11 protein-coding genes are annotated in these 13022 nt (G+C 68.7%); 1 reads left to right on the top strand and 10 read right to left on the bottom strand.

What is annotated here, in order from left to right:
- Positions 1-115 precede the first annotated feature (115 nt).
- From ABL840_RS23925 to ABL840_RS23885, 9 genes are all read right to left on the bottom strand, one after another.
- Positions 116-1099 carry a D-2-hydroxyacid dehydrogenase gene (locus ABL840_RS23925; RefSeq protein ID WP_093306113.1) on the bottom strand — a complete coding sequence of 328 codons (984 nt, stop codon included), beginning with the start codon at positions 1097-1099 and terminating at the stop codon, positions 116-118.
- A gap of 7 nt (positions 1100-1106) precedes the next feature.
- On the bottom strand, positions 1107-2090 hold the full coding sequence (locus tag ABL840_RS23920) for a Bug family tripartite tricarboxylate transporter substrate binding protein (RefSeq protein WP_418115988.1): 984 nt from the start codon (positions 2088-2090) through the stop codon (positions 1107-1109).
- Between the two features lie 46 nt (positions 2091-2136).
- Complete coding sequence (locus ABL840_RS23915; RefSeq protein ID WP_093306114.1) at positions 2137-2925, bottom strand: class II aldolase/adducin family protein; 789 nt, start codon at positions 2923-2925, stop codon at positions 2137-2139.
- Between the two features lie 25 nt (positions 2926-2950).
- Entirely contained in the window at positions 2951-4174 is a 1224-nt protein-coding gene (tcuB, locus tag ABL840_RS23910; RefSeq protein WP_093306116.1) for a tricarballylate utilization 4Fe-4S protein TcuB, read from the bottom strand.
- Positions 4158-5585, bottom strand: coding sequence for an FAD-dependent tricarballylate dehydrogenase TcuA (gene tcuA, locus ABL840_RS23905; RefSeq protein ID WP_093306118.1), 1428 nt, complete (start codon positions 5583-5585; stop codon positions 4158-4160). Before tcuA ends, tcuB begins: the two co-directional genes overlap by 17 nt.
- Positions 5586-5661: 76 nt before the next feature.
- Positions 5662-6588, bottom strand: coding sequence for a LysR substrate-binding domain-containing protein (locus tag ABL840_RS23900; RefSeq protein ID WP_093306120.1), 927 nt, complete (start codon positions 6586-6588; stop codon positions 5662-5664).
- 7 nt (positions 6589-6595) lie between these two features.
- The gene (locus tag ABL840_RS23895; protein WP_093306122.1) at positions 6596-7474 is read right to left on the bottom strand and encodes a bile acid:sodium symporter family protein; all 879 of its coding nucleotides are present in this window, start codon (positions 7472-7474) and stop codon (positions 6596-6598) included.
- 120 nt (positions 7475-7594) lie between these two features.
- Positions 7595-8362 (bottom strand): class II aldolase/adducin family protein, encoded by a 768-nt coding sequence (locus tag ABL840_RS23890; RefSeq protein ID WP_093202892.1) that lies wholly within the window; start codon positions 8360-8362, stop codon positions 7595-7597.
- A 21-nt stretch (positions 8363-8383) separates the two neighbouring features.
- The gene (locus ABL840_RS23885; protein ID WP_093202889.1) at positions 8384-8974 is read right to left on the bottom strand and encodes an HD domain-containing protein; all 591 of its coding nucleotides are present in this window, start codon (positions 8972-8974) and stop codon (positions 8384-8386) included.
- Between the two features lie 126 nt (positions 8975-9100).
- Here ABL840_RS23885 and ABL840_RS23880 point away from each other — a divergent pair, with 126 nt between their 5' ends.
- On the top strand, positions 9101-9823 hold the full coding sequence (locus ABL840_RS23880; RefSeq protein ID WP_093202886.1) for a Crp/Fnr family transcriptional regulator: 723 nt from the start codon (positions 9101-9103) through the stop codon (positions 9821-9823).
- Here ABL840_RS23880 and ABL840_RS23875 read toward each other — a convergent pair.
- Positions 9820-13011 (bottom strand): efflux RND transporter permease subunit, encoded by a 3192-nt coding sequence (locus ABL840_RS23875; protein ID WP_093306124.1) that lies wholly within the window; start codon positions 13009-13011, stop codon positions 9820-9822. The genes ABL840_RS23880 and ABL840_RS23875 overlap by 4 nt on opposite strands.
- Between the last annotated feature and the right edge of the window lie 11 nt (positions 13012-13022).

Raw genomic sequence — 13022 nt, 5'->3', positions numbered from 1 at the left:
GAGCGATTCGAGGGGGATGACGAAGCGCGGAAAGCAGGGAAATGCGTGAAGAAATGCTCGCGGCAAACGCAAGGCGCGGCCATTTCCATGCCGCGAGGAATAAATGGCGACCGCTTCAGGCCACCCGGTTCAGCAGCGGCTCGCCGCGCACCCAGCGCCGCAGGTTGTCGAGAAACATGGTGGCCACGCGCGCCTCGTTGCCGTCCGAATGGCCGGCGGTGTGGGGCGTGACGATCACGTTCGGCAGGTCCCACAGCGGCGAGCCCGCCGGCAGCGGCTCGTGCGCGAACACGTCGAGGTAGGCGCCGCTCAATGCGCCGTTGTGCAGTGCATCGATCAGCGCCGCTTCGTCGACGACTTCACCGCGCGAGACATTCACCAGCCGCGCCCCCGCAGGCATCAGCGCGAGCGCCGCCGCATCGACGAGGCCGCGCGTGCGTTCGCTCAGCGGGCAGGCCAGCAGCAGCCAGTCGGCGCGCGGCAGCACCGTGTGCAGCTGCTCGTAGCTGAAGCTCTCGTGCGCCGGTGCCGCGGCCGCGGTCTCGCTGCCGCGCACGGACACGACGCGCAGGCCCAGCGCCGCGAGCAGCGCGCCCAGCCCTTGCCCGATCGGTCCCCAGCCGACGATCACGGCGGTCTGCCCCGCAAGGTCGCGCGGCAGGCCGCTGCCTACCAGCGGCGACCATGCATGCGCGCGCTGCGCGGCCATCAGCTGTGGAAACTGCCGCGCCAGCATCAGCACGCCCGCGAGCGCGGTCTGCACCACCACGCCGGCATTGGCGCCGGAAGAGGTCGTCACTTCCACGCCGCGCGCGCGCAGCTCGCCGTACACCGGCCGGTCGGCGCCCGCCGAATGCGCGTGCACCCAGCGCAGCGAGGGCGCATTGCGCATCGCGTCGTGAAAGGCCTGCGTGTGCGGCAGCACCTCGTGCTTGGTCGACAGGCCGGTGACGTCGCGCGAGACGAAGGCGACGTCGGCATCGTCGCCCGGACTCACCAGTACGTGCGTGCGCTCGCCGAGTGCGGCACCCAGGTCGGACGCCGCCTGCGCGACGGCTTGCGCGCTCATCAGGATGCGCAGGGGCGGGGTACTCGTCATCCGGCGCTCACTCGGCGGTCGCGCCCGATTCGCGCACGATGGCCTTCCACTTCTCGTACTCCTGGCGCGTGAACTTGCCGAACTGCTCGGGCGTGCCGCCCACCGGGTCGGCGCCCTCGCGGATCATCTGGGCTTCGAGCGAGGGCAGTGCGTCGCTCACCGACTTGTTGAGCAGCGCGATCACCGGCGCAGGCGTGCCCTTGGGCGCGAAGAAGCCGAACCACGAGCCGGCGGAGAAGTCGGCGAAGCCCTTCTCGGCGACCGTGGGCACGTCCGGCAGCGAACGCGAGCGCTTCTGGCTGCTCACCGCGATGGCGCGCAGCTTGCCCGCCTTGATGTGCGAGATGACGGAAGGAATGGTGGCGAACATGAACTGCACGCGGCCCGCGAGCAGGTCGTTGAGCGCGTTCGCGCCCTTGTAGGGAACGTGCAGCATGTCCGCGCCCACGCGCTTGCCGAGCATGTAGCTCGACAGGTGCGACGAAGTTCCGATGCCGGTCGAGCCGTAGTTCAGCTTGCCCGGGTTGGCCTTGGCGTAGGCGATGAACTCCTCCAGCGTCTTTGCGGGCACGGCAGGGTTGACCACCAGCACGTTGGGCACGTCGGCGATCTGCACCACCGGCACGAGGTCGGTGAGCGGGTCGTAGGGCAGGCTCTTGTAGAGCGTCTGGTTGACGGCCATGGGGCCGACAGAGTTGACGATCAGCGTGTAGCCATCGGCCGGCGCGCGCACCACGAACTCGGTGCCGATGTTGCCGCCGCCGCCGGGCTTGTTGTCGATGACGAAGGGCTGGCCGAGCTTTTCCGACATCTGCTGCGTCACCGCGCGCGCGAGGATGTCGGTGGTGCCGCCGGCCGTGAAGGCCACGACCACGCGCACGGGCTTGTTCGGATAGGCCGTCTGTGCGGCGGCGCAGGCAGCGGTGGCGAGCAGTGCCGTGGCGCAGAAGAGCCGGCGCATGAAAGGGAAGGAAAGCTTGTCTCGTGTCATTGTTGTTCGTCCTCGTGGGAGTTGGCTGAAGCGGATGGAGGGAGGCTCAGTCGCGGAAGCCCGGGTCCATGCGGTCGAGCTTGCGCAGCAGCGCCGGCCATTCCATGAGCCCGTAGGGCCTGCGGGTGCCGGGCTGGTAGTTGTTCCAGGTCTCTTCCAGGATGTGCTGCGGCACCGCCTTGAGCGGCGAGTTGCACGACATCGCGCCGATCTGCGCGCGGCAGGCCAGCTCCAACCGGTGCATCCAGTTGAAGGCCTCGCCCACGCTGCGGCCCACCACCAGCGCGCCGTGGTTGCGGAAGATGACGGCCTCGCCGTCGCCCAGGTCGGCCAGCAGCGAGGCCTGCTCCTCGGTGTTCAGCACCACGCCCTGGTAGTCGTGGTAACCGATCTTCAAAAAGCGCATGGCGGTCTGCGTGAGCGGCAGCAGGCCGCATTCGAGCGAAGAGACCGCCATCGACGCCCAGCTGTGCGTGTGGATCACGCAGGCCACGTCGGGCCGCGCGGCGTGCACGGCGCTGTGGATCACGTAGCCGGCCTTGTTGATGCCGTAGTCGAGCTCGCCGAAGTCTGGCTTCGACAGGATGTTGCCGTCCTGGTCCACCTTGATGAGGCATGAGGCGGTGATCTCCTCGTACATCATCCCGTAGGGGTTGATGAGGAAGGCGCCTTTCTCGCCCGGCACGTGCGAGGAGATGTGGTTGGCCATCATGTCGGACATGCCGTAGAGGTCCACCAGCCGGTAGCAGGCGGCGAGGTCGACGCGGGCCTGCCATTCGGCTTCGGAGCATTGCCCCTTCATCGATGGAATCCGGAGTACGCCGGGTTGTGTCATGGGTCTTTCCTTCGCGGGTGAGTGTTCAGTCGGAGCCGAGTTGCAGGCGGCTGGGCAGGCGCTTCTCGATGGCGAACTTCAGCAGCGCGGCCGAGCGGAAGATGCCGTGCGCGAACTTGCCGTAGGGCAGCGTGAGAAAAAGCGCCATCACCACGCCCAGGTGCACCGCCAGCAGCAACGCCATGAAGCGGGTGTCGCGCCAGGCCAGCAGCGCGAGGCCGGTGAGGCTGGTGAGCAGCAGCAGCGCGATGAAGCCGCGGTCCATGGGGCGCTGCGCGGCGTCGCCGTGCGCCGGGTCGCGCCGCAGGTTCAGCCAGAGCAGGCCGATGGGGCCCACCACGAGGCCGATACCGCCCGCGGTGCCCAGCAGCACCGGCAGGCTGGTGAATGCATAGGGCGCGTGAAGGCCGAGCAGGTAGTGGTAGAGCGTCGCCACGCAGGTCGACGCGAAGCACAGCATGAAGCCGTAGAAGGTGAAGTGATGGAAGCGCCTGCGCCACAGGGTGAAGCGGTCGTCCTCGTTGTTGCAGCCTTGGCCGTGGCCGCCGTCCAGGTACTTCAGGCGCAGCGCGTCGTGCGCGGCCTCGGCGCCGGCGGATGTGCGCACGCCTGCCACTTCGGCGCGCGGGTTGTCGCGCGAAGGCGATACATCGCGCCAGAAGCGGCGCACGCCCATGGCCAACGCGAACATCACGAAGAGGAACACCGCGCCGAACACCAGCGCGAGCAGGTTGTGCGGAAAGATCGCGTAGAAGTTGCCCGCCATCGGCTCGTGCAGCAGCGAGCCCGACATCGCCACGGCCAGCACCAGGAAGAGGGCGAGTCCGCCCGCCAGTGCCAGGGCGACCGTGAGGCCGGCCCTGCGGTACAGCGCGCCCATCGCGGGCGGCCAGGCGTAGTCGTGGTAGGTCTGCATGCGCACCTGCACCATCGCCTGCGGCACGTTCACCGCGAACTCGTGCGGCGGCGCGTACTGGCAGGCATGCAGGCAGGCGCCGCAGTTGTGGCACAGGTTGGCAAGGTAGTGCGTGTCGGCCTTGTTGCCGAAGTCGAGCCGGCGGGTCATGGCTGGGAACACCGCGCAGAAGCCTTCGCAGTAGCGGCAGGCGTTGCAGATCTGCAGGATGCGCGCGACTTCTTCTTCGCCGGCGCTCAGCGGCAGCGCGGGGGCGATGGGAATCACGCGCTGCGCGGGCGTGCCCTCGGCATCCGCTCGGGCGCGTGCGACGAGATCAGTGAGCTGCTGCAAGCGCGGCCTCCTTGTCGTTCTTCGTGGAAGCCCGTGCGGCCTTCGCCGCCTGTGTGCCTGCGATGCGCCCGAAGGCCGTGCCGATGCTCATGCCTACGCCCGCGGTGTAGCCCTTGCCCAGCACGTTGCCGGCCATCATCTCGCCGGCCACGAAGAGGTTGGGGCTCGCACGGCCGCCGAAGCGCACGGCCGCCGTCTCGTCCACCTTCAGCCCGAGGTAGGTGAAGGTGATCCCGGGGCGCAGCGGGTAGGCGTGGAAGGGCGCGGTGTCGATGGGGCGCGCCCAGTGCGTCTTGGCGGGCGCGATGCCTTCGGTGCGGCAGTCGTCCAGCGTGGTGTGGTCGAAGCGGCCGACGCGGCATGCGGCGTTGTAGTCCTCCACGGTGCGCACGAAGGTGGCTTCGTCGAGGCCGATCTTGCGTGCCAGCTCGCCGAGCGTGGCCGCCTGAGTGCCGGGAAACACCGGCGGCATGAAGCGCCCGACCGCCTTCTGGTCGATGACCGACCACGCGATCTGCCCCGGCTGCTGCGCCACCAGCCGGCCCCAGATGGCGTAGCGCTTGGGCCAGAAGTCCTCGCCCTCGTCGTAGAAGCGCTTCGCCTCGCGGTTGACCACGACGCCCAGCGACACGCAGTCGATGCGCGTGCAGATGCCGCCGTCGTACAGCGGCGCGCGCGCGTCGATGGCCACCATGTGGCCCTGCGAAGGGTCGCCGATGCTGTCGGCGCCCGCTTCGATCATGTGCTTGAGCAGCACGCCCTGGTTGAAGCGCGTGCCGCGGATCAGGAAGTTGTCGGCCGGCCACTCGCCGCGCTCGTTCCGCCCCCATGCCTCGCGCAGCCATTCGCGGTTCGACTCGAAGCCGCCGGCGGCCAGCACGCAGCTCTTCGCCTCGATGCGTTCGTCGGCTTCGGTTCGCACGGCGACGAAGCGGTCGCCGTCGAGCTCCACCGAGGCAACCGGCGTGTCGTAGCGGATCCGCACGCCGAGCCTCTCGGCGCTGCGGAAATAGGCGTTCACCAGCGCCTTGCCGCCGCCCATGAAGAAGGCGTTGGTGCGCGCCACGTGCAGCGCGCCCGACAGCGGGGGCTGGAAGTGCACGCCGTGGCTGCGCATCCAGTCGCGGCAGTTCGACGAAGCGCGGATCACCAGGCGCGCGAGGTGCTCGTCGGTGAGGCCGCCGGTCACTTTCAGCAGGTCCTGCCAGTATTCCTCTTCGGGGTAGGCATCGACCAGCACGTCCTGCGGCGCGTCGTGCATGCAGCGAAGGTTGCGCGTGTGCTGCGAGTTGCCGCCGCGCCATGCCTTGGGCGAGGCTTCGAGCAGCAGCACCGAGGCGCCTGCCTCGCGGGCCATCAGGGCGGCGCAGAGGGCGGCATTGCCGCCTCCGACGACCAGTACGTCTATCACTCGTGGGTCTCCTTGGAATCAGGAGACTCTAGGCAAGCCGGCCTTCAGGCGAAAGGCCGGTTCGGGCAACGGGTGTTCACGTTTCGAGAAGACTGGCGCCGGCCCAGCGGCCCTCGCGCACCAGCGCGCGCGCCGTCTCGGCCACCACCACGCGCGTGGCCAGCGCGGCGGGGGAGAGCTCGTCGTCCGACAGGCTCACGAGCAGGTTGCGGCGGCCCACGTGCGCGTCGGCGATCTGCGTGAGTTGCAGATCGTCGCGGTCGTGCCGCGCGGTGGCGGCGCCGGGCTGGATGGTCGCGCCGTGGCCGGCGCGCACCGCGTCCATCAGCAGCGCGAGGCCGTCGACCTCGGCCACGATGCGCGGCGAGATGCGTGCCCGCGTGAAGGCGGCAGTCAGCGTGGCGCGCAGGCCGTGGCTGCCGCTGGGCAGGATGAGCGGCAGGTCGGCCAACTGCGACAGGCGCACGCGCGCACCGGTGGGGCGCTGTGCCAGGGTGGGCGATGCGATCACGAAGAGCTTCTCGGCCAGCAGCGGCGTCACGCTCCAGCGTCGCGGGGTGTCGGTCTGGAACAGCACGGCCAGGTCGAGCTGCCGCGCCTGCAGCATGGTCGTGAGATGGCCCGAGAGCGCTTCGACCATGTGCAGCCGCACATCGGGGTAGCGCTCGCGCATGGCGCGCATCAGCGGTACGCCGAGCACCGTGGCGGTGGTGGGCGCCAGGCCCACGCTCACGTGGCCCGAGAGCCGTGCCTGCTGCGCCGCGAGCACAGCGTCGTCGGCATGGCGCAGCACGAGCTGCGCCTGATGGAGAAAGGCCACGCCGGCATCGGTGGGCACCACGCCGCTGGAGCTGCGCTTGAGCAGCCGGGTGGAGAGCTCGCCCTCGAGCCGGCTGATCTGCTGGCTCAGCGCCGAGGTGACGACGCCCAGCTCGACCGCGGCGCGGCCCATGCTGCGAAGCTCGCAGACCTTGACGAAGTAGCGCAGTTGCCGGAGTTCCATCCGCCGATCATCGCGCAGGCGCGGTCGCCGGTGCGGGCCGGCGCAGCAGCAGCCAGCCGAAGAGCGGCGCGGTGATGTACATCACCACCGAGTAGATGGCCGCCGGCAGCGCCAGCGGGAAGCTGCCGAGCACGCTCGCCGCGATGAAGATCGCCAGCGTGGAGTTGTGGATGCCGATCTCGTAGCTGATGGCGGTGGCCAGCGGCTTGTCGAGCCCGGCGGCGCGGCTGAGGTAGTAGCCCGCCAGCAGGCTCAGCAGGTTGAACAGCAGCACTGGAATGCCGATCTGCGCGAAGGTGTCGGCCATGGTCTTCCACTCGTTGGCGATGGCCAGCACCGTCACCACCGCGAGCACCACGCCGCTGAAGATCTTGGTCGGCTTTTCCATGCGCGCCGCGAAGCCCGGCCGGCGCGACGCCACGAACATGCCCAGCGCCACCGGCACCAGCACGATGGCGATCACCTCCATCAGCTTGCGCGTCTGCAGCGGCACCACCTGGCCGCCCTGCGCGAAGTGGCCGATGGCCCAGTTCGCGATGAGCGGCAGCGTGACGATGGAAAGCAGCGTGTTCACGGCCGTGAGCGAGATGTTCATTGCCACGTTGCCGCCGAACAGGTGCGAGAACAGGTTGGCCGAGATGCCGCCGGGCGAGGCCGCGAGCAGCATCAGCCCGATGGCGAACACCGGCGACAGCCCGAAGCCCGTGATGATCGCGTAGCACGCCAGCGGCAGGCCGACGACCTGCAGCACGAGCGCGATGGTCACGGCCTTCGGGTGCTTGAAGAGGCGCCTGAAGTCGGCGAGGGAAAGCGAAAGCCCGAGCCCGAACATCACGAGCGCGAGCGCGCCGAACAGGAAGCGGGTGACGATGACGGTACTGTCCATGGATCTGTCTCCTCGTTGGTTCTTCTTTTTTTGTAGTTGTTGTTCGCGTGGCAAAAAAATGGCCGCCAGCACCTGTCGCGCAGGCGCTGGCAGCCGTGGAAACCGGGACCGACGAAGGTCTTACTGCTTGTAGCTGTCGTCGATGCGGTCGAGCTTGCGGATCAGCGACGGCCAGACGAACTGGCCGCCCATGCCGCCGGTCTGCACCTTCATGGCCTGGCCCACGCCTTCCACGATGCGCGGGTCCACGTGCGTGAGTTCGCTGCCGCCCGACTGCGCCGCGATCTGGATCTGGCAGGTGGCCTCGAAGGTGTACATCGAAAGGAAGGCGTCGGCAATGGTCTTGCCGCAGGTCAACAGGCCGTGGTTGCGCAGCATGAGGAAGTTCGCATTACCCATGTCGGCCTGCAGGCGCGGCTTCTCGTCGTCGCGGAAGGCCACGCCCTCGTAGTCGTGGTACGCCAGCGAGGCCAGCACGAAGGTCGACTGCTGGCTGATGGGCAGCACGCCGTTCTTCTGCGCGCTCACGGCGATGCCGGCGCGCGTGTGGGTGTGCAGCACGCACTGGATGTCTTCCCGCGCGGCGTGCACTGCGCTGTGGATCACGAAGCCCGCCGGATTCACGGGGTAGGGCGAGTCGATGATCTTGTTGCACTGCTGGTCGACCTTGACCAGGCTCGACGCGGTGATCTCGTCGAACATCAGGCCGTAGGGGTTGATCAGGAAGTGGTGCTCCGGGCCGGGAATGCGCGCGCTGATGTGCGTGAAGACGAGGTCGCTCCAGCCGTGCAGCGCCACGAGGCGGTAGCAGGCGGCGAGGTCGACGCGCAGCTGCCACTCCTCGGCGGAGACGAGCTTCTGGATTTCGGGTTGGGCGAAGGCGTTCATGGGATTGGTCCTCGGATGGGGTCAGGCGGCCGCGGGCTCGGTGAGCGCGGCCTTGTAGATGCTCTGCTTCGGCTGCGCCATCACGCGACGCAGCATGGGCTCGAATTCGCCGATGGGCAGCGTCTCGGCCTTGGGGTCGAAGGCGGGGTTGTCGTAGAGCGCGCAGAACTCGGCCGTGCGCTCGTAGTGCGGGTGGCCCTTGAAGTTGTCGCGCATGTCGCGGTCCAGGCCGATGTGGTGGAAGAAGTAGTGGCCCTGGAAGATGCCGTGGTTTTGCACCATCCAGTGGTTGGCCTCGCTCACGAAGGGCTTCAGGATGGCCGCGGCGATGTCGGGATGGTTGAAGCTGCCGAGCGTGTCGCCGATGTCGTGCAGCAGCGCGCACACCACGTATTCCTCGTCGCGGCCGTCGCGCAGCGCGCGGGTGGCGGTCTGCAGCGAGTGGGTGTAGCGGTCGACCGGGAAGCCGCCGTAGTCGCCCTCGAGGATCTGCAGGTGCTTGATCACGCGCGCGGGCAGGCCGCCCGCGAACTGCATGAATTCGCCACCGATCAGCTGCCAGTCTTCGCGCGTGCTTTCCTGCATGCTCTTGAAACTTGCGCGTGCGTTCATCGCCGGAGTCTCCGTTCTTGTCTTGTGGGGAACTGGTCACTGTATGCCTGCGCTTGACCATCAACTGTCAAGAATTTGACAATGCGGGGTTCTGGTAAACCCCCGTTCCCTCGTCATTCCTCCTTCATGGCCACCTCCCCGAAACCGCGCCTTTCCACCGCGCACCGTGCCGCGCTGGAAGGCAATCCGTGGTTCATGAGCATGCCGCGCGCCCAGCGCGAGGCGCTGGTAGCCGCGGCGGAGCTTCACCACGTGCGGCGCGGCGCGATGGTGTTCCGCCAGGGCGACCCCATCCACGCCACGGACGGCGGCTTCTACGGGCTGGTGGCGGGCACGATCAAGATCTCCTCGCTGCGGCAGGACGGCCGCGAGGCCATCCTGGCGGTGCTGGAGCCCGGCAACTGGTTCGGCGAGATCACGCTGATCGACGGCTCGCCGCGTACCCACGACGCCACCGCGCTGGAAGCGCTCGACCTGCTGGTGGTGCCGCCGGCCGCCTTCGTGCAGCTGATGCGCGAGGTGGTTTTCTCCAACGCCATCGCCGCGATGCTGGCGGCGCGCGTGCGCATGCTCTACGGCCTCGCGGAAGACGCCACGCTGCGCAGCCTGCGCGCGCGCGTGGCGCACCGGCTGCTGGTGCTGGCGCGCGGCGACGCCACGCAGTCGGTGCACCTGCGGCACGAGCTGCAGCTGCCGCAGGAGGCGCTGGCGATGATGCTCGGCGTGACGCGCCAGACGCTGTCGAAGGAGCTCAACGCGCTGGCGGCCGAAGGCGTGGTCGCGCTGGGCTACGGGCGCATCGAGCTGCTGTCGCTCGATGCGCTGAGGAAGCTGGTGAGCATGGGCTAGGGGCGCACGCCGTCTGCGGCCTCGTCGTCGGGCATCGACCCCGTTTCCGGCTTGGCCCCTGTCTTCGCCAGCTTGCGCGAGGGCTGGTCGAGCTTGTCGCCCAGCACGCGCCGCACCACCACGTAGAACACCGGGATCATCAGCAGCCCGAGGAAGGTCGCGAACAGCATGCCGCCGGTCACGCCCATGCCGATCTCGTGCCGCGAGACCGCGCCCGCGCCGCTGGAGACGATCAGCGGGAACACGCCGAGGATGAAGGCCAGCGAGGTCATCAGGATCGGGCGCAGCCGCAGCCGCGCGGCTTCGAGCACCGATTCGTACAGCGTCAGCCCGCGCTGCTGCGCCTCGACCGCGAACTCCACGATCAGGATCGCGTTCTTCGCCGCCAGGCCTATCACCGTCACCAGGCTGATCTTGAAGAACACGTCGTTCGGAAAGCCGGCCAGCCAGCAGAAGGCGATCACGCCCAGCATGCCCAGCGGCACCACCAGCAGCACCGCCACCGGAATCGACCAGCTCTCGTACAGCGCGGCCAGGCACAGGAACACTACTACCACCGACAGCACCAGCAGCAGCGTGGCCGAGTTGCCGGCCTGCTGCTCCTGGTAGGACAGGCCGTTCCAGTCGTAGCCGAAGCCCGGCGGCAGTTCGTTGCGCACGATGTCCTGCAGCGTGGCCATCGCCTGCCCGGTGGACGTGCCGGGCGCCGGGTTGCCGACGATCTGCACCGCCGCGTTGCCGTTGAAGCGCTGCAGCGCGATCGGCCCGGTGCCCCACTGGGCCTTCACCACGCTCGACAGCGGCACCATCGCGCCGGCGCTGCCCGCCAGCGTGCTCGGCGTGTACACGCGGTCGAGCGCCTCGGGGCCCATGCGGAAGGGCGCGTCGGCCTGCATGTACACGCGCTTGATGCGGCCGTCGTAGCGGAACTGGTTGACGTTGGTGGGGGCCAGCAGCATCGCGACGCCGTTGTAGACGTCCGTCAGCGTCAGCCCGAGCGCATAGGCCTGGGCGCGGTCGACCGCGATCTGCCACTGCGGCGCGTCAGGCAGCACGTTGGGCCGGATGCCCGACAACGTCGGGTTCTGGCCGGCCTTTTCCACCAGCGTGCGCGAGGCCTGTGCCAGTTCGGCGCGCGACTGGCCCGCGCGCGCCTGCAGGAACATGTCGATGCCGCCGAGCTGGCTCAGGCCGCGGATGGCCGGCTGGTTGAACGCGATGGCCTGCGCGTCGGGCAGGCCGCGCAGCGCGCGGGTGATCTCGGGAATGAGCTCCATCGCGGTCTTGCTTCGCTGCTCCCACGGCTTGAGCTTGACGAAGACCGTGCCGGCGTTCTCCGCGTTGCCTGCAAAGCCGAAGCCCTGTGCCTGGAAGATCGCATCGACGCTCGCGCCCACCGGGCTTTTCAGGATGCGCTCGCGGATCTCCGCCATCACGCGGTCGTTGCGCTCCAGCGTGGCGCCGGGCGGCAGCGTGACCGACACCAGCACCGAGCCCTGGTCCTCGCCCGGCACGAAGCCGGTGGGCATGCGCGCGTAGAGAAAGCCCGTGAGCACCGTGACCAGCACGAAGGCCAGCATCCAGCGCGGCGCGTGGCGCAGCGCCCAGCCCACGTGGCCGTTGTAGGTGCGCGCCACCCAGTCGAAGAGGCGGTCGAAGCCGCGGAAGAGGGCGTTCTTGCGCGCGTGGTCGGTGGGCTTGAGCAGCGTGGCGCACAGCGCGGGCGTGAAGGTCATCGCCAGGAAGGCCGAGCAGGCCATCGACAGCGCGATGGTGAAGGCGAACTGCGCGTAGATGATGCCGGTGGCCCCGGGCTGCAGCGCGGAAGGCACGAACACGGCGGTGAGCACCACCGTGATCGCCACGATGGCGCCGGTGATCTGCCCCATGCTCTTGCGCGTGGCCTCCCGGGGCTCCAGTCCTTCCTCGGTCATGAGCCGTTCGACGTTCTCGATCACCACGATGGCGTCGTCCACCACGATGCCGATGGCCAGCACCATGCCGAACAGCGTCAGCTGGTTGAGCGAGAAGCCCAGCAGCTGCATGCCGGCGAAGGTGCCCAGCAGCGCCACCGGAATCACCAGCGTGGGGATCAGCGTGGCGCGCAGGTTCTGCAGGAACACCAGCATCACTAGGAACACCAGCACGATCGCCTCGAACAGCGTCTTCACCACCTCGGTGATCGATGCGGTGATGAAGGGCGTGGTGTCGTAGGCCACCGTCCAGCGCACGCCGGGGAGGTCGCGCACCAGCAGGTCCATCTGCTTCTTGATGGTCTCGCCCACCTGCAGCGCGTTGGCGCCCGGTGCGAGGTTGATGCCCAGGCCGCCCGCCGGCTTGCCGTCGAGCAGGGCGCGCTGGCCGTAGGTCTGGGGGCCGAACTCGACCCGCGCCACGTCGGACAGGCGCACCACGGTGCCGTCGTTGTTGGCGCGCAGGATGATGTCGCGGAACTGCTGGGGCGAGGTGAAGAGGGTGTCGGCGGCCGCGGTGGCGGTCACCTCCTGTCCCGGCGCTGCCGGATCGGCGCCGAGCGAGCCGGCGCCGAACTGCGCGTTCTGCGCCTGCACCGCGGTGAGCACCTGGCTGGCGGAGAGGCCGTAGGCCTGGAGCTTGTCGGGGTTGAGCCACAGCCGCATCGCGTATTCGGAGCCCGGCGTGATGGTGCTGCCCACGCCGTCGATGCGCGCGATCACCGGCAGGATGCGCGAGGCGATGATGTCGTTGAGCCGGCCGGAGTCGATCGTCGGATCGTCCGAGATGAGCTGCATGAACATCAGGATGTCCGGGCTCGCCTTGGCCACCACCACGCCCTGCTGCGTAACCTGCGAGGGCAGCAGCGGCTGTGCCAGCTGCACCTTGTTCTGCACCTGCACCGCGGCGGTGTCGGGGTTGGTGCCGGTGGCGAAGCTCAGCGTGATGGTGGCGGTGCCGTTGGCTCGCGAGGTGGAGCTGAAGTACAGCAGGTTGTCCAGGCCGATGAGCTGCTGCTCGATCACCTGCGTGACGGTGGTTTCCATCGTCTCGGCGCTGGCGCCGGGATAGGTGGCTGTCACCGTGATCTGCGGCGGCGCGACGTTGGGGTACGAGGCGATGCCAAGCCGGCTCACGGCGATGGCGCCGACCAGCGAGATCAGGATGGCGACGACCCAGGCGAAGACCGGGCGGTCGATGAAGAACTTCGGCATGCGGGCGGTCC

The sequence above is a fragment of the Variovorax sp. NFACC27 genome (assembly GCF_048301545.1).
In the GTDB taxonomy this organism is placed as follows: domain Bacteria; phylum Pseudomonadota; class Gammaproteobacteria; order Burkholderiales; family Burkholderiaceae_C; genus Variovorax; species Variovorax gossypii.
This window is presented reverse-complemented; position numbering and strand designations above follow the sequence as displayed.

Bases quoted from the DNA above. Each gene is read 5' to 3' on its own strand.
- ABL840_RS23895 (WP_093306122.1), bottom strand. From the start codon at position 7,474: ATGGACAGTACCGTCATCGTCACCCGCTTCCTGTTCGGCGCGCTCGCG.
- ABL840_RS23915 (WP_093306114.1), bottom strand. From the start codon at position 2,925: ATGACACAACCCGGCGTACTCCGGATTCCATCGATGAAGGGGCAATGC.
- ABL840_RS23875 (WP_093306124.1), bottom strand. From the start codon at position 13,011: ATGCCGAAGTTCTTCATCGACCGCCCGGTCTTCGCCTGGGTCGTCGCC.
- ABL840_RS23890 (WP_093202892.1), bottom strand. From the start codon at position 8,362: ATGAACGCCTTCGCCCAACCCGAAATCCAGAAGCTCGTCTCCGCCGAG.
- ABL840_RS23885 (WP_093202889.1), bottom strand. From the start codon at position 8,974: ATGAACGCACGCGCAAGTTTCAAGAGCATGCAGGAAAGCACGCGCGAA.
- ABL840_RS23900 (WP_093306120.1), bottom strand. From the start codon at position 6,588: ATGGAACTCCGGCAACTGCGCTACTTCGTCAAGGTCTGCGAGCTTCGC.
- ABL840_RS23920 (WP_418115988.1), bottom strand. From the start codon at position 2,090: ATGACACGAGACAAGCTTTCCTTCCCTTTCATGCGCCGGCTCTTCTGC.
- ABL840_RS23925 (WP_093306113.1), bottom strand. From the start codon at position 1,099: ATGACGAGTACCCCGCCCCTGCGCATCCTGATGAGCGCGCAAGCCGTC.
- ABL840_RS23880 (WP_093202886.1), top strand. From the start codon at position 9,101: ATGGCCACCTCCCCGAAACCGCGCCTTTCCACCGCGCACCGTGCCGCG.